The organism is Pelolinea submarina (genome assembly GCF_003966975.1).
Classification (GTDB): Bacteria; Chloroflexota; Anaerolineae; order Anaerolineales; family Anaerolineaceae; genus Pelolinea; species Pelolinea submarina.
This window is the reverse complement of record NZ_AP018437.1, coordinates 282,184-297,333: the sequence shown is the minus strand read 5'-3', so window position 1 is coordinate 297,333 and position 15,150 is coordinate 282,184. Positions and strand designations below refer to the sequence as shown.

Here is a 15,150-nt window from a genome sequence, read left to right as displayed (position 1 = left end):
CTAATTGTGGAATGTGTAAGGATATTGTATAGCAAGCGGGAAGGAATTGTGTCCTTACGAATTGCCGGTAACTTGCTCGAATTCCGCGCTCCCGCGCAAAGCTTCAAAATCCTCGTCCGCTTGTACCTGACTACGCAATTCGGGTTTTTCAGCCAGGGCGCGTTTCAATTCCGCAATAGCTTGATCGTGCCAACCTGCCAGCGCGTAAAAACTGGCAGCTTTGTAGGCTACCTCGGCTTTCCAGAGCGGCAGTTGGCTTAATACCTCGCTTAACTTATTTTGCAGTTCCCCGGCACGTTCTGCCTGGGCGTTCTTGACATAGTAGTCGCTCAGGTGATGCACCGGATGCAGGGCGTGGCTGCGCAGCATGCGGTTCAACAGGGTAAAGTTTTTCAGGTAATCCAGCGGCTGCGGGTCGGCTAATGCCTGCGCTGAGACGCTCCGCTCGAAAAAGTCCAGGAATTGATTGTAAGCGGCGGCTTCTTCGGCGCGCGCCTCCTCGAAGGGCTGCCCCAGGTGTTCGTAAAGCACGCCGTCGTTCAACTGGTCCAGGTAGCTGCCGGAGAGCGGCACCGGCTGGCCGGCCAGGCCTTTCTCGAACACGGCCGCGTAATGCTTTTCCCAAAAGGCCAGGTGCACCAGCGTGAATTGGGCCGACCAGTGCTGCAGCGACCCGGCGCGGTTCTTCTCCTCCGCGCTCAGCCCTTCGGCAAAGCGGTCTATTTCTGAGCGGATTTGCGCGAAAACCTCCCCCGTTTTTTTCTTTAAATCAACTTCAGATGCGGACATGGCAACCTCCATATAAATGATCAACTGAATTAATTGTAGCCATATGGGGGATTGATGAGGGATTCTGAGGAAAGGTTAATTATTCCGGGAAAGCTTCGTTTGGCAGAGCGCTGGTGGAATTGCGATCGACCAGCCAAACCCCTGCCAGGATCATGGCGCCGCCCAACAGCGTGGCCGGTACGATGCGCTCGTCCAGCACGGCCGCGGCTACCAGGGTGGCCACCAGCGGCTCCAGGTTGAGGAACACGGCCACTTGCGATGTGGGTAGGATCTGCAAGCTGTTGTTGTAGAACATGAAGGAAAATGCCGAACAAAATGCGCCCAGGTACAGCATGTTCAGCCAGACCGAAAGTGGAATGTGGTTCAGGGGCGTCCATTCCGCGCCGAAAACGAAGAACAGGTTGCTGAACAGCCAGCCGAAAAGAAAAGTATAAAATGTGACCTTGGTGGGAGAATGCCGTTCCAGTACCGGGCAGGACAGGATGGAATAGACCGCCCAAATGGGCGCGCTCATCAAAATGAGAATATCGCCCGGTTTGCCAAAACCGCCGCTGAAGGCCGCGCGCAGGTCGCCCTTGCTGACCACCATGATGACGCCCAATCCGGCCAGCAGGATGCCGCCTGCAGAATACAGGTTGAGCTTCTCTTTCAGGAACAACCAGCCCAGCAGGGCCATCATGACCGGCGAACTGGCCAATATCCAGGCGGTGGTGGCGGCTTCCGAGGTGACCATACCGGTCGATTGCAGCCACTGGTTGATGGTGATGCCCAGAAAGCCCAGAACTGCGTAATCCAAAACCTCTCGCCAGGATGTGATGCGCCAATCTTCGTTTTTATAGGCGAACCCGCCCAAAATGATGGCGCCGATCAGAAAACGCAGCCACATCACGCTTACGGGAGAGATGACTTCCAGTGCGATCTTGGTGGAGATGAAAGAACCGCCCCATACGGCAATGGCGGCTACCAGTTTGATCTGGGCGCTGAGTGTTTTGTTTTTGTTCGGCATGCTGCCTTTCCAGGTTGGGATAAACCCCACAAGTATACTTGATTGTCTTTGGAAAGAGCAGCCTGCTTTGTTACCAGCGTCCGCTGATATAGTCCTCCAGTTGCCGGATGAAAGATTTTTGGCTGGAAATAATGCTCTTTACGGCGTCCCCGATCGATATAATCCCCACCAATTCATCATTTTCCATCACGGGCAGATGGCGGAAATGATGATCGGTCATCAGTTGCAGGCAATTTTCGACCGATTCATTGGGTGCTACGGTCAGAACGTCAGCCGTCATGATTTTAGAAACGGGTGTATCCAGCGAAAATTGGTTCTCTGCGGCCATCACTCTGACGAAATCCCGTTCAGAAAAGATGCCGCATAGGCGCCCTTTTTTCATGACAATCAACGCGCCCACATCCTTTTCAGCCATTAATTTCAATGCTTTGCGGATATTGGCGCTGGCTGCAATGGTCCATACTTGCCTGCCTTTTTGCTTGAGAAGGTCGGAGACAGTGATCATATTTACCTCCAGTTGTATTTATATATTCTCAATGAGGTTGTCTACTTTGGAGCGTTGCAGAACACGGTGAAATTGGGACGTGAAGAGGATTAATAAGGTAATTTCATAGTAACACAAAGCGCTATCGAAATGGGGATAAAAATTGGCGTCTGGCTCAGGCGACTTTCAGACAGCGCAGCTCGATCGTTCGCCGGTGGCTGCGGCTGCGGTGTTCAAACAGAAAAATACCCTGCCAGGTGCCCAGGCTGAGTTGGCCGTCGTCAATGGGGATGGACAGGCTGGGCTGCGTCAGGGTGGCGCGGATGTGCGAGGGCGAATCGTCCGGCCCTTCCAAGGTATGCTGGTACCAGGGTTGGTTCTCAGGCACGGCGTGCTCGTAGTAGGCTTCCACGTCTTTACGCGCGGTGGGGTCGTAATTCTCGCTGATGGTCAGCGATGCGCTGGCGTGCGCGATGTACAGGAAGCACATGCCTTCCCGAACGCCCCAGGCGCGCAGGCGGCTTTCCACTTCGTGGGTGATGGGCAGCATGCCCTTGCCGTTGGTGCGGATTTCAAATGTGTCTTTAAGCCATTCCATAATGAAGTACCTACAGCCTTTCTGGCCTGATTTTACCAATAGTTGACCTGTGCGGCCGATATTGATACCGATATGCACTTTTCCCGATTTGGATTATCCAGTCTCTGAAATTCCCTGGTTTGGCCCCAAAACAAGAAATGATACAATGAAATTAATCGTAAGGTAGTAGTTGGCTATTGATCAATTAAGGAGACCAATTTGCCTGAACCTTCCAGTGAACGGCTGGAACAGTTTTGCCGGGATTCATGGATTATCAGATTCACTTGGTATATAAACCGCATTTCGAGTGAACTGATTAACACGTGGATTCATTTTGGACGGCTTGAACGTTTTTTTTCAAAAATAAGACCCATTTCGTCAGTCGAGTTTAGCGACAATAAACATGTTTTGGAGCGCATCGGGAAAAACGATGCGCTTTTTATTTATCGCAGAGGAGGATTATGAAACAGAATGAAAGAATCGATTGGATAATGTTGGGGATTTTGTGTCTCATGCCGTCTCTTTTCTTTTGGGTGATCAATGGACTGCCTATTGATTTGCATATGCAATCCATCCCAATATTTGGCGGTGTAACCAAACTCGAGTTTCTGATCTGCGCATACATTTTTCCGTTGATATCGATTGGGTTGGGAGGAATGGCATACCGGCACTGTGAAAAACGGAAGGAAAGCTACCTGATCATAGGCGTGGGTATTTTGGAATTGGTCGTCGCGTTGCTCGTATCCTTTATCAGGTAATGACCGTGTTTGGATTGCGAGATTGTTCTGTTTTCGGTTGTTTTAATGCGGACATCTGATGAATCGTGAAAACGGTCAGAGCGCTGATCACGGCTGCCAGACTGAGCCAAATAAAGACTGAGGAGACTTGAAATTCCCCTTTCGGCTGGAAACCAAAGTGTACTGCCACGCGGTTGTTATAAGCCAGAAATGGCCAGACCATATAGGAGAAAAATTTACCCACGGGCGGCAGGATAAAACTGAAAATGACCGCCATACCGCCCAATCCCATCAACATGGGCTGAATGGGCAGCAGCGCCAGGTTGGCGGCCAGAGTATGAATGGAAATAACAGGATTTAAGTTCAACAGCACGGGGGAGACGGAAAATTGCGCGACCAATGTAGAAACTACCAGGATGATAATCGGCTGCCACCACAAGGCGGTGCCTTCGGAAAACTTCTTTTCAATAAAATGATATAGCCATTGTTGGATGGGATCGACCATGGTGATTAAACCCAGACAGGCCAGAAAGGAGAGCTGGAAGCCGATGTTCCACAGCAGCATGGGGCTGCCGGCCAGCATAATCGCGGCTACCACCACCAGGCTGTGCAGCGGGATGACCTTGCGCCCGAAATAGTGCGCGGGTATGGACAGGCTGCCCATGATGGCCGCTCTTACCACGGCCGGCTCGGCACCTACGAACAAAGTATAAACCGCGATGGTCAGAATAGCGGCCGCGCCGGCTTTGCCGGGTGAAAGAAACCGCCGTGTCAGGCGAATGATCAAACCGGAGATCAGTGCGATGTTATAACCGGAAATGGCTATGATGTGCAGCACGCCGCAGGAACGATATGCCTCTTCCAGGTAATCCGGAATTTCCCAATCGATCCCCAGCAGAATGCCGCTCAGCAGGGACGATTCGGGAAAGGGTATTTGATCGAAGATGATGTCCTGGGCACGGTCGCGCACCTGATAGATCCAGCGCATGAAAATACTGCCGGATCCGTATGCCAATGTATCCACCTGCGGGTAATACATGCGGCTGAGGATGCCGTCACGCGCGAGGTAGGATTGAAATGCTGGTTGGCCGTCGTCCAGAACAGCGTTCAATGACCCTTCCAACCGCAGGACATCCCCATAGGATATATGAAATCCACCCGGCAACCGCAAATCCAAGTTCCCCCTAACCGGTTTTTCCTGCCCTTCCTGATAAAGGCTTATGGCTTGCAGCACCGCGCGTGTGCTGTTGGCGGATTCCTCCGGATAGGAGACTATCCTGGCCGTAATCACCCGGCTTTCGCCGTCCGCGTACCATGCCAGATCGTCGGCGCTGATATGGGGTTGGGCTGATTGAAAGCGCCAGCCGCCCAGCGCCAGACAGGCTCCTATCAGGGCGATGGGTATTTGGAAAAGAGGTCGGGAAAGCAGTGGATGGGTGCGATGGCTGCAAAAATGGCCTTCGAGCCAGGCGGCCACCAGCAGGATGACAGCGATGGCCAGCCAGGTCCAGGCGGAAAGCGGGAGGAGTGCCGCTACAAATATACCTGCTGTGAATGACAGGCACAACCAGAATAGCGGCATAGGATTGGGTGCAGGTTGTTCATGGTATCTGATCTGCGTAAACACCGCGGTACTGCTCCGGGAGCAGTGCGGCAATACGCCTCATTAATTCGTCCGTCCAGTATTTGAGTTCCGCCGAACGGTCGCCGGGCTTGAATTCAGGGATGGTGAAGGCCTGTCCGAACCGGACGGTGATCTTGGGCCGCCTGAAAGTTAGAACCTTTTTAAAGGAATGTTCTGTTCCGGTAATGCCCACCGGCACAATCGGCACATTGGCTTTTATTGCCAGCATGATGGTGCCCGGTTTGCCTTCCTGAAGCTGGCAGGTTTTGCTGCGCGTGCCTTCCGGTGCGATACCCAACGCCCAGCCCTCCGCCAAAGCTTTGGAAGCTTTACGGATGGCAGTGAAATCGGCGATGTCGCGGTCTATCCAAATGGCTTGGGCGCTTTCGGTGAACCAGCGCATGAACAGGTTTTTCTCATACTTGGTTGTCACCAGTGCGGTAATATCCGAACGGCGCGGGTTGACAAAAAGAACCGGGGTGTCCATGTAGTTCAAGTGATTGATAGCGATGATCACCCCGCCGGAGTCCGGAATATTTTCGAGATCAAGAAATTCTGTATGGGTAAGGGTTTTAATTAAAAAACGCACAAGGCGCTGGAGTTTTTCTCGTTTCATTAAAATCACCTAATGAATTATAGTAGCGTTTAATAGATTTGATTTATCCCTCTAAATCGGGTAAGTCCAATATATCCGGTTGTTCAGTTAGTTGCGCATTTCTGAACTTCTTATTTAACTGGATGTTGATGAATAACACCGCGGCAAAAACCACTGCCATCGCAACCAAAGATATCGCTCCTCCCGCGGAAACCGGTACGCTTTCCGACATGGGCAGTGCGGTAGTCGAAAACCCATTTAGCAGCGCCATGGAGTTCCATAAACCGTGCAGGCCGGTGGCGCCCAAAAGGGTCAGCAGCATGGATCCCCAGCGTTTTTCGCTGCGGGCTTTGGCAATTCCATAACCGACCAACCCGCTCAAACTAACATGCAGCAATCCGGTGGAAGAGCGCAGGATCACTGCGGACAACCAGTCCTGCGCGCTGATTTGACTGACCAGGCTGGCGCTCTCAAGTAAGGTAAATGCGCCGCCGCTGATGAGGCCCAGGATAAAGCCTTCCCGCGCGTCCATGGGCCGCTTCCATGAGAGCCAAACGGCCAGGGGCTTGAAAAGTTCTTCCGTAAACGGTGCCAACAGACCGATGACCAGGTAGAGCGCAAATAAAATCGTTGAGTTTTGGGCCAGATCGTTGAGGTACTGATCCAGTTGCTCCATGCCTCCCGAAGATAAATCCAGGCTGGGCGCCAGGTTCATCAAATTTGAAAACGTATCTGTCTGAAATCCCAGCAGGATAATGACCACCACCGCTACCAGGATGACCAGCAGAGTTTCGATGATCAGGATGGTGACGGGCGCCAGTGTCAGGCCGATGGTCAGCGTTTTCCATTCATAAAGCGGGGCCGGGCGTTTCAATCCGCGGCGCCCAAACTCGATCAGCCACCAGATGGGGATGAGCACACACACAATGGTAATTGGGGCCAGCCAGGGCGTATAAGGATAGTTCCGGTTCAGGATTGTACCTGCGGCTAAAAGAACAACCCACAGGATCAGCCCATAATTCGCGGAACGGAAGAGGGAGGTGCGTTTCGGCGTACTCTCTTTACCCCGCAGGTCGCGGATGGAATAAACCAGCGCGGGGATGTTGAGCAGACTGAAAACCAGAGCCAGCACACCCAAAGAGGTGAACATCTGGTTTTCAAGCGAATTTGTTTTTTCCAGATTGCTGCCGAGAAAGGAAGCAAAGGATAACAATAAACTGATTAAAATACCCAGCGTGCTGAGTAAAATCATCAACACACTGGGTAACTTTTTCCGTTCAGTGGGCATTATTCTTCGGTGACGGTTACTTCCAACACCTTGTCGATTACAGGGTCAAAGATATTATCGCGAATGGCGAATTTATCCAGTACGTCCAGACCTTCGGTGATTTTTCCGAAAATAGTCCGTTCTCCCTGGTCGGTTAGGGCTGTTCTGTTGAAGAAGAACATGCTGCCGTTGGTGCCGTATCCGCTCCACACACTATAGGAAGCCAGCATACCGGGTTCGTCAAAGGTCAGGTCGTTGGGTTCGTCCAAATAAGCGTACCCAGCGCCGCCGTAACCTGTGTCGGAAGGATCTCCGGACAGAATGAAATCTGCGGAGGAGATGATGGGCAGGCCGTTATACCAACCCTGCTGGGCCAGGTATACGAACGAATTCACAGCTTCGGGGGCTTTATCGGGATAGAGTTCAACTTTGATATCGCCCTGGGTGGTGGTGATGGTCGCTGTGTATTTCTTGGCCGCATCAATAACCTTGGCCGGGCAGGTATCCATTTCATTTACCTGGTTCTTGATCAAGCGCAGGTAAATACTGAAGATTTCATTACCGCGGGAGCTTTCAGGCCACTGGTGGCCATTGATCATCAGTGTGGGCGTGCCGGTAATTCCCAGCTCATCCGCTTCACTCTGGAAGGCTTTTACCTTGGCGACAACTTCATCGCTGTACATATCGCTGATGAGCTGATCGGCGTCGATACCCAAAGCAGGTACCTGTTCCTTCAACCAGCCATCGAAATCGGCCGGTTCCAAACCGCTCCAGAAATCAGTTTCGGGCAGGGCTGCCTGGTCGGGAACGCTGGTGTCCTGGTATTGGCGTTCGAAGATGAATTTACGGAATTCGTCGAATTTCCCTTGCATCCCGGCGGCTACCATGGCTTGAGAAGCCAGGATGGATTTGTTATGGAAGGTTTCGGGGAAGGGGCGCAGGCGGAAGACCACGCGCACATCATCTGGATAAAGTGCCTGGAATTCGTCCAGGACCGGGTCGAGCTGCGCGCAGTAAGGGCACTGCGGTTCGCTGTAAACAATGAAAGTTAATGCAGCATCATCCGGCCCTACGCTGTAATCATCATCTGAAACAGCCGGTAAACCCGGATAGGGATCTCCCATGGAGTACTGCAGCACAGAGAAAGGTGTGCAGGGGTTCTCTGCGTCGGTAAAGGGTTCCGGAGTGGCGGCTGCGGTTTCTGCGGTGGTGTCTTCGGCCGCTGCTTCCGTGGTGGGTTCGGCTGCGGTTGTCGGCTCGGCGGTGGCTTCTGCTTTATCGAAGAGCACACCGCAGGAGGTGATCAAAATCGCACCGAGTACCAGGATGGGAAGGAGTTTTTTAGACATGGCTTTTGCCTTTCATATTTGTATTTAGGATAAATTGGATAAATATGATAATAATAAGTCCCGAAGCTCCGATTGTACCACATCGGGTGATTGGTCTGCATTTACGACGCGCCAACGCTGGGGCTCTGCTGCTACCATTTTTAGATATCCGTTTCTTACCCGCTCATGATATTGTAACTGATAAGCGTCCATGCGGTTCCATTCACCACCGCCTTCCTGGCGGCGGCGCAGACCAACTTCCGGCTTAATATCAAGCAGAATGGTCAGGTCCGGCCACAGGTTTCCGGTGGCGAAATCCAGCAATTTGCGAATCAATCCCAGGTCATTTTGATGACCGTAGCCCTGGTAAGCCAGGGTGGAATCCGCGTAGCGGTCGAGCAGCACGACATGTCCTTGGGCTAAATGGGGGCGGATGATTTCTTCCACCAGTTGGGCGCGGGCTGCGCAAAAAAGCAGGGTCTCGGTGCGCGGATGCATGCCTTTATTCTGATGGTCCATTAATACCTGGCGGATCTGTTCGCCGATGAATGTGTCCCCGGGTTCGCGCCCGCAGAAAACTTCGTAACCCTGTTCGGTCAGGAAGTCTGCCAGCGGGTGAATCTGGCGGGTCTTGCCGCTGCCGTCCGGTCCTTCTAGTGTGATGAACATGCGTTATTCCCTGAATATACGTACATGCCGGTTGGGTTCCTTTCCATAGGAATGAGAAACCAAATCGGCTTCGCGGACCAATTCGTGCTGGATGCGCCGTACACGCGCGGAGGCCGGCGGCAGGTCAACCCAACGTTGCCCGTTTTGCACCGCGTCTATCGCCTCCAGGGTTTGGGTGTTGACTTCCTCTAGATTGACGTTGCGGCCGACGGCTTCATTCAGGTTGAACAGTTCAATGAAGGCTTGTTCAATCTGGTTGCCGGAATTGGATCGCAGTACGTAAATTGGAATTCCGTGTTCCTCGGCGGTCACGATAGGCTTTTGATGCTTGCGGTAATACGATTTGAGCGTGATAAGCACGTCCGCCTGGCGCAAGTCTCGCGCCACCACGGCCGGAACGCCCAATTTCTTGGAAGCTTGTTCCATGCGGTTGCGCGCCACACCATATGGGTAGATGGCTATCTTTTCCAGTGATAATTGCGGCTGGGCTGGTTCGGATTGAAGGCCGGTATCCGCGGCGGAAAAAGGCGCTTTACCAGCGTATTCCCGATTCTGATCGGTGCTGGTTTTGAACCCGTTCGGTGAAGACCGTCTTAATCCCTGCGACCCGCCCGCGCTGGCGGTTGGCCGCGGCTGTGGTTTTTCCACGTGAATTTGATCGTTCTCGTCGCGATAGCGGATTTCCGGCTGCAGCGGGTAACCGCGCAGCAGGGCGTCCACCGATTCGGCCACATCTTCATGGATGGCAACGCGATTGCGTTCCTGCAGTTCGACCAGCACATCGAAAGTCGGCGGCGCGCGACGCTCCAGCACGGTCTTTTGCGTGCCGCGCCGGCGTGCTTCCTCATCGGAAAGGGTGACGGATTCAATTCCGCCGATCAGGTCGGATAGGGTTGGGTTGAGCAGTAGATTTTCGAGCGTGCGCCCGTGAGCGGTGGCTACCAACTGCACGCCGCGTTCGGCGATGGTGCGTGCCGCGGCGGCTTCCAGCTCGCGCCCGATTTCGTCAATCACAATGATTTCGGGGTTGTGATTTTCCACAGCTTCGATCATCACTTCATGCTGCAAAGAAGGCTGGGCCACCTGCATGCGGCGCGCCCGCCCGACAGCCGGATGGGGCACGTCCCCATCGCCGCCAATTTCGTTGGAAGTGTCCACAATTACCACACGCGTGTTTTCTGCCAGGATACGCGCGGCTTCGCGCAGCATGGTGGTCTTGCCGATGCCCGGCCGGCCCAGCAGCAAAATGCTCTTGCCGGACTTGACCAGGTCTTCGATGATATCGATGGTGCCGTAAACGGCGCGCCCTACCCGGCAGGTCAGGCCGACCACGACGCCGTGTTTGTTGCGTATAGCAGAAATACGGTGCAGCGTGCGCTCGATACCGGCGCGGTTGTCCGCGTCGAATTCGCCGATGCGCGTCAGCACTTCGTCAATCTCGGCGCGGCTGACCTCTTTATCGCTGATCTCCACTTCGCGGTCAACATAGCGGGCCATCGGCAGACGGCCGAGATCCAGAATGATCTCCAGGAGATCGTCGGCGTTATTGGCTTGTTTAACTTGGTTGACAAATTTGAAAGGAAGAACTGCCAGCAGTGCCGGCAGGTCATCAGTTATCCGACGTTGTGTCATACTTAAAGAATACCTCAAATACCTTACTGATTTGAATTAATATTATAAATTATCCTAAGATTTGCCGGAATGGATATAGGGTGTAATCGGGTCCGGGTGACTGTTGTCTGTTGTGTGATTGAGGATCCCCACAGGTAATTTTTCACGGATGGCGAAATGTTTGACCAATAATTCGCGGCGAGCCAGCGCAGGCTGTGCCAGGCAGTGCAAATGTTCCTCCAGCCAATCCTGCCCGGTTTGCTGGCGAATATACCAATCGGTATACTGAGGCGCTTGCAGGATGATTAATTCACGCATGGCTTCCTGGGGGCTTTGAATGCGTGGATCGAATAAAAAATGCACGACAGAACGGTTGCCTGAAAAATTCACTTTTGCGGTTCCCAGAACGTCGTTGTCATCCATAAAAATAAAATCCGGCAAGATCTCGTCTGCCAGGGGTGTTACCGATCGCATGGCAGGCGCTAAAAAATGGCGCTGAAATTGCAGGATATCATGTTGATCGCGGGAGACGGCTCTGCGCCAGCGGGTTCCATTCTGAAGTGTGGCCGGCAATCGGCCAACGTCCACCCGCCAATAATTTTCCCAACCATAAATGGAAAAACCCTGGCGGCGCAGGAGGGAGAATTCTTCCGAGTCCAGGGCTGCGCTGGCAAGCAGGTATTTGCTGCCGCGCAAACCGGATTCAAAAGAAAGGTTCTCTACCAGATCGGATAAAACTGATTTTTCTCCGCTATGGCAGAGCAGCAGCCAATTGATCTCAGCGCGCTGCTGGGAATATTCCACCTGCCCGAAAGCTAATGGATTGAAAGATTTGCAGCGGATCGATTGTGTGAACCAGTGACCGCTGCCTACCAATGTCTCAATGGAAACGGAAACAAAAACATTGGGCAACCCATGCAGCAGCAGCTGTTCGGTGTTTTCCCAATGTATATTTTTGCGATGTCGAAAGATGGAATAAAGGTCTAGCGGAGTAACAGACGAAATTTCTATTGGATCATCTCCATGAAATACCGGTGGAACCGGGTATCGCCGGTAAGCTCCGGGTGAAAGGAAGTTGCCAACCAATGGCCTTCCTGGGCGGCAATGATGCGGCCGTCCGGCAGGCTGGCCAGGACCTCAACGTCCTTGCCGACCGATTCGATCAGTGGCGCGCGGATGAAGATGGCATGGAAAGGAGTGTCCTCATCAGACACTTTCTTCAAGCAGGGGATATCCAAGTCTATCTCAAAGCTGTCCACCTGGCGGCCGAAAGCGTTGCGTTCCACCTTGATGTCCATCATACCTAGCAATGGTTGTTGGCGGGAGGCATCCTTTGAAAGAAAGATGCTTCCGGCGCAAGTGCCCCACACTGCGTGTTCGCGTGCGAATTGGCGCAGGGGTTCCATCAAATTGAAATCCATGGTCAATTTACCGATGGTGGTGGATTCCCCGCCGGGAATGACCAACCCCTGCAGCGATTTCAAATCGGAAGGCAGGCGCACCTGACTAACCTGGGCGCCCAAGCCTTCCATTATTTTTTGGTGTTCAATGAAGTCACCTTGCAGAGCCAGCACACCAATCTTCATGATCTACCAGCCTCTGCCGGCTATGAGCTCGCTTTCGGAAAGGCTGTTGATCTGGCGGCCGACCATGGGTTCGCCCAGGTTGCGGCTGATTTCAGCCAAAATCTTGGGCTCGTTGTAGTGCGTCACTGCTTTGACGATGGCATCGGCACGTTTGGCCGGATCGCCGGATTTAAAAATACCGGAACCGACAAACACGCCGTCCACGCCCAACTGCATCATCAGGGCTGCGTCCGCGGGGGTGGCGATACCGCCGGCCGCGAAGTTGACCACAGGCATGCGGCCGAGCTTCTTGGTTTCCAGCACCAGTTCGTAAGGCGCGCCCAGGTCTTTGGCAAATGCCATGACTTCTTCTTCGGGCAGGCCAACCAGATGGCGAATTTGGCCCATGACGGTGCGGGCATGCCGCACAGCCTCGACCACGTCGCCGGTGCCGGCTTCGCCTTTGGTGCGGATCATGGCCGCGCCCTCGCCGACACGGCGCAGGGCTTCGCCCAAATTGCGGCAGCCGCACACGAACGGAATTTTGAAATCATGTTTGTAAATATGATTTTCTTCATCGGCCGGGGTCAAAACCTCGGATTCATCCACATAATCTACGCCCAAAGCTTCCAAAATCTGGGCTTCCACAAAATGCCCAATACGGGCTTTCGCCATCACAGGGATGGACACGGCATCCATAATTTTGAGAATCAATTCCGGATCGCTCATACGGGCCACGCCGCCTTCGGCGCGAATATCTGCCGGAACACGTTCCAGCGCCATTACAGCGCAAGCGCCGGCGTCTTCTGCGATGCGCGCGTGCTCAGGAGTGACAACATCCATGATCACGCCGCCTTTCAGCATCTGAGCCAAGCCTTTTTTAACTGTAAAGGAGCCTGTTTCTGCTGTCATTTGAAGTACCTCCAGGTCATTAACGGAATAAACTTTTTGCAGGTCAATTCTACCACTAAGGAATATTTTCATGATTTTCAGGGATATGTGCGAATGTTTCACGTGAAACATTCCATGGCGCGCTGTTTTATATGTTTCACGTGAAACCTTGCAGGGTGAATCCCGTATAATACATGCTGGTTTTTGGATGAAATGGAGTATTTCTATGCTTGATGTGATTACTTGTCAGGATCTGGCCTTCTCGTACGATGGTTTCCAGGCGCTGCGCGGTATGACCTTTTCCGTGCAAAAAGGGCAGGTGTTTGCCCTGCTGGGGCCGAATGGTGCCGGGAAAACTACTACAATTCGCGTTTTGAACGGCTTATTACGCTCATCTGCGGGTCAATGCAGCGTGCTGGGGCTTAATCCCGGCAATCAGGGCGCTGAAATCCGCCGCCGCACCGGTGTGCTGACGGAAACACCTGCCCTGTATGAACGGTTGACTGCCTGGCAGAACCTGCGTTTCTTCGGGGCTTTATCCGAAATGGACGCGGCTCAAATCGAGGAACGCGGCAAGTTTTACCTGCATGCGCTGGATTTGGACGGATGGGCGGACCAACGCGTGGAAACCTACAGCAAAGGCATGAAGCAGCGTCTGGCGCTGGCGCGTGCTTTGCTGCACGACCCCGAACTGCTCTTCCTGGACGAACCCACTTCCGGCATGGACCCCTTCGCGGCCCGTCAGGTGGAGGAACTAATCTACCGCATCAGCAAAGATGAGGGCCGCTCGGTCATTCTGTGCACGCACCGCCTGTTTGAAGCCGAAAAAGTGTGCGATTACGTAGCGGTGATGAAGCAGGGCTCCATAACAGCTGCCGGAACGTTGAGCGAACTGCGCCAACAGGTTACGCCGGAAATCCGTGTGCGCTTTGAGTTTCAGCAGGTTCCCGCGTCGGATTTAGCCGCGCAGGCAGGCGGTTTGCCTGGCGTGCAGTCCCTGGAGGGGGCTGGGTCGGCGGTATGGAATTTGCGTTTGGAGACGATTGAGACAGTGCCGCCCCTGGTGGCTTTTTTAACCGCGAATGGCGCGGCAGTTCTGTCGGTGATTCCCCATCGCGCGACGCTGGAAGAAATCTATCTCAAATTGCAGGATCAGGAAGAGCAGGTGAAGCTATGAAAATTCGCAATGTACTGACCATCGCGCGCAAGGATTGGCTGGAAGTGCGCCAGAATAAGACCGCCTGGATACCCATGCTGATTGTGCCTGCTATCTTTGTGGTTGTCCTGCCGCTGATCTTTACGCTGCTGCTCCCGGCGCTCAATGTCAGCCCGGAAGACGTGATGAATTCGGACGCGGATATTACCTATTTCATCGAACGCATGCCGGACCAACTGAGCCAGTATGTGGACCTGCAAAAGCCTATGGAATCCATGATTGTGGTGATGCTGGGCATTATGTTCGCGCCTATGTTCCTGATCATGCCGCTCATGTTTGCCTCCACCATCGCGGCTGAATCCTTCGCCGGGGAGCGCGAGCGCAAGACCATTGAAGCACTGCTCTACACACCCGCGTCGGACGCCGATCTCTTTATGGGAAAACTGACGGCAGCGGCTGTGCCTTCCATTGGCATTACCTGGATTAGTTTCCTGGTTTACACGCTGATCCTGAACCTGGTGCCGTACACAACTTTTCAGCGCTTTTGGTTCCCGCTGCCGACCTGGTGGCCGTTGATTTTCTGGATTACACCCGCTTTGGCCATCCTGAGCATCGCGGTCACAGTGCTGATCTCGGCGCGTGTCCCGAACTTTCAGGGTGCGTATCAGCTCAGCTCCAGCCTGGTCATTCTGGTGGTGGCGTTGTTTGCCGGGCAATTAAGCGGCTTTTTATATCTGAGTGTGGGAATTGAACTCTTGCTGGGTGTGCTGTTTTGGGCGGCCGCTTTCTTCCTGGTTTACCTGGCGGTGCGCAGCTTCAATCGCGAAGCACTAATCACCGGGCGTAGTTAA

At 53.4% G+C, this 15,150-nt stretch carries 16 protein-coding genes; 3 read left to right on the top strand and 13 right to left on the bottom strand.

Annotated elements, in window-relative coordinates; translation table 11 throughout:
• Window positions 1–54: 54 nt before the first annotated feature.
• From Pelsub_RS01415 to Pelsub_RS01400, 4 genes are all read right to left on the bottom strand, one after another.
• Window positions 55–789 (bottom strand): TPR end-of-group domain-containing protein, encoded by a 735-nt coding sequence (locus Pelsub_RS01415; RefSeq protein ID WP_158674924.1) that lies wholly within the window; start codon window positions 787–789, stop codon window positions 55–57.
• Window positions 790–868: 79 nt separating this feature from the next.
• Window positions 869–1,795, bottom strand: a complete 927-nt coding sequence (locus tag Pelsub_RS01410) for a DMT family transporter (protein ID WP_116225295.1) — start codon at window positions 1,793–1,795, stop codon at window positions 869–871.
• 70 nt (window positions 1,796–1,865) lie between these two features.
• Window positions 1,866–2,300 carry a CBS domain-containing protein gene (locus tag Pelsub_RS01405; RefSeq protein ID WP_116225294.1) on the bottom strand — a complete coding sequence of 145 codons (435 nt, stop codon included), beginning with the start codon at window positions 2,298–2,300 and terminating at the stop codon, window positions 1,866–1,868.
• Between the two features lie 154 nt (window positions 2,301–2,454).
• Window positions 2,455–2,877: a secondary thiamine-phosphate synthase enzyme YjbQ gene (locus Pelsub_RS01400; RefSeq protein ID WP_116225293.1), complete on the bottom strand. Its 423-nt coding sequence runs from the start codon at window positions 2,875–2,877 to the stop codon at window positions 2,455–2,457.
• Window positions 2,878–3,317: 440 nt separating this feature from the next.
• Here Pelsub_RS01400 and Pelsub_RS01395 point away from each other — a divergent pair, with 440 nt between their 5' ends.
• The gene (locus Pelsub_RS01395; protein ID WP_116225292.1) at window positions 3,318–3,614 is read left to right on the top strand and encodes a hypothetical protein; all 297 of its coding nucleotides are present in this window, start codon (window positions 3,318–3,320) and stop codon (window positions 3,612–3,614) included.
• On the opposite strand, the gene Pelsub_RS01390 is transcribed toward Pelsub_RS01395, so the two are convergent.
• The 9 genes from Pelsub_RS01390 to pdxS all read right to left on the bottom strand — a co-directional run bounded on the left by Pelsub_RS01390 (window position 3,607) and on the right by pdxS (window position 13,164).
• Complete coding sequence (locus Pelsub_RS01390) at window positions 3,607–5,220, bottom strand: ComEC/Rec2 family competence protein (protein ID WP_126440350.1); 1,614 nt, start codon at window positions 5,218–5,220, stop codon at window positions 3,607–3,609. The genes Pelsub_RS01395 and Pelsub_RS01390 overlap by 8 nt on opposite strands.
• Window positions 5,195–5,833, bottom strand: a complete 639-nt coding sequence (locus tag Pelsub_RS01385) for a lysophospholipid acyltransferase family protein (RefSeq protein WP_116225290.1) — start codon at window positions 5,831–5,833, stop codon at window positions 5,195–5,197. Before Pelsub_RS01385 ends, Pelsub_RS01390 begins: the two co-directional genes overlap by 26 nt.
• Window positions 5,834–5,876: 43 nt before the next feature.
• The gene (locus tag Pelsub_RS01380; protein WP_116225289.1) at window positions 5,877–7,100 is read right to left on the bottom strand and encodes a PrsW family glutamic-type intramembrane protease; all 1,224 of its coding nucleotides are present in this window, start codon (window positions 7,098–7,100) and stop codon (window positions 5,877–5,879) included.
• A complete protein-coding gene (locus Pelsub_RS01375) occupies window positions 7,100–8,428 on the bottom strand; it encodes a peptidylprolyl isomerase (RefSeq protein ID WP_116225288.1) in 1,329 nt (442 codons plus the stop codon). Before Pelsub_RS01375 ends, Pelsub_RS01380 begins: the two co-directional genes overlap by 1 nt.
• A gap of 24 nt (window positions 8,429–8,452) precedes the next feature.
• Entirely contained in the window at window positions 8,453–9,076 is a 624-nt protein-coding gene (gene tmk, locus Pelsub_RS01370; RefSeq protein WP_116225287.1) for a dTMP kinase, read from the bottom strand.
• A gap of 3 nt (window positions 9,077–9,079) precedes the next feature.
• Window positions 9,080–10,708: a R3H domain-containing nucleic acid-binding protein gene (locus Pelsub_RS01365; RefSeq protein ID WP_116225286.1), complete on the bottom strand. Its 1,629-nt coding sequence runs from the start codon at window positions 10,706–10,708 to the stop codon at window positions 9,080–9,082.
• Between the two features lie 54 nt (window positions 10,709–10,762).
• Window positions 10,763–11,599 carry a hypothetical protein gene (locus tag Pelsub_RS01360; RefSeq protein WP_116225285.1) on the bottom strand — a complete coding sequence of 279 codons (837 nt, stop codon included), beginning with the start codon at window positions 11,597–11,599 and terminating at the stop codon, window positions 10,763–10,765.
• A 95-nt stretch (window positions 11,600–11,694) separates the two neighbouring features.
• Window positions 11,695–12,273 carry a pyridoxal 5'-phosphate synthase glutaminase subunit PdxT gene (gene pdxT / locus Pelsub_RS01355; RefSeq protein WP_116225284.1) on the bottom strand — a complete coding sequence of 193 codons (579 nt, stop codon included), beginning with the start codon at window positions 12,271–12,273 and terminating at the stop codon, window positions 11,695–11,697.
• Window positions 12,274–12,276: 3 nt separating this feature from the next.
• On the bottom strand, window positions 12,277–13,164 hold the full coding sequence (gene pdxS, locus Pelsub_RS01350; RefSeq protein ID WP_116225283.1) for a pyridoxal 5'-phosphate synthase lyase subunit PdxS: 888 nt from the start codon (window positions 13,162–13,164) through the stop codon (window positions 12,277–12,279).
• Window positions 13,165–13,369: 205 nt separating this feature from the next.
• Here pdxS and Pelsub_RS01345 point away from each other — a divergent pair, with 205 nt between their 5' ends.
• Complete coding sequence (locus tag Pelsub_RS01345; protein WP_158674923.1) at window positions 13,370–14,320, top strand: ABC transporter ATP-binding protein; 951 nt, start codon at window positions 13,370–13,372, stop codon at window positions 14,318–14,320.
• Complete coding sequence (locus tag Pelsub_RS01340) at window positions 14,317–15,150, top strand: ABC transporter permease subunit (RefSeq protein WP_116225281.1); 834 nt, start codon at window positions 14,317–14,319, stop codon at window positions 15,148–15,150. Before Pelsub_RS01345 ends, Pelsub_RS01340 begins: the two co-directional genes overlap by 4 nt.

Coding starts and splice junctions, on each gene's coding strand:
- Pelsub_RS01415 (WP_158674924.1), bottom strand. CDS start 789: ATGTCCGCATCTGAAGTTGATTTAAAGAAAAAAACGGGGGAGGTTTTC.
- Pelsub_RS01410 (WP_116225295.1), bottom strand. CDS start 1,795: ATGCCGAACAAAAACAAAACACTCAGCGCCCAGATCAAACTGGTAGCC.
- Pelsub_RS01405 (WP_116225294.1), bottom strand. CDS start 2,300: ATGATCACTGTCTCCGACCTTCTCAAGCAAAAAGGCAGGCAAGTATGG.
- Pelsub_RS01400 (WP_116225293.1), bottom strand. CDS start 2,877: ATGGAATGGCTTAAAGACACATTTGAAATCCGCACCAACGGCAAGGGC.
- Pelsub_RS01395 (WP_116225292.1), top strand. CDS start 3,318: ATGAAACAGAATGAAAGAATCGATTGGATAATGTTGGGGATTTTGTGT.
- Pelsub_RS01385 (WP_116225290.1), bottom strand. CDS start 5,833: ATGAAACGAGAAAAACTCCAGCGCCTTGTGCGTTTTTTAATTAAAACC.
- Pelsub_RS01380 (WP_116225289.1), bottom strand. CDS start 7,100: ATGCCCACTGAACGGAAAAAGTTACCCAGTGTGTTGATGATTTTACTC.
- Pelsub_RS01375 (WP_116225288.1), bottom strand. CDS start 8,428: ATGTCTAAAAAACTCCTTCCCATCCTGGTACTCGGTGCGATTTTGATC.
- tmk (WP_116225287.1), bottom strand. CDS start 9,076: ATGTTCATCACACTAGAAGGACCGGACGGCAGCGGCAAGACCCGCCAG.
- Pelsub_RS01365 (WP_116225286.1), bottom strand. CDS start 10,708: ATGACACAACGTCGGATAACTGATGACCTGCCGGCACTGCTGGCAGTT.
- pdxT (WP_116225284.1), bottom strand. CDS start 12,273: ATGAAGATTGGTGTGCTGGCTCTGCAAGGTGACTTCATTGAACACCAA.
- pdxS (WP_116225283.1), bottom strand. CDS start 13,164: ATGACAGCAGAAACAGGCTCCTTTACAGTTAAAAAAGGCTTGGCTCAG.
- Pelsub_RS01345 (WP_158674923.1), top strand. CDS start 13,370: ATGCTTGATGTGATTACTTGTCAGGATCTGGCCTTCTCGTACGATGGT.
- Pelsub_RS01340 (WP_116225281.1), top strand. CDS start 14,317: ATGAAAATTCGCAATGTACTGACCATCGCGCGCAAGGATTGGCTGGAA.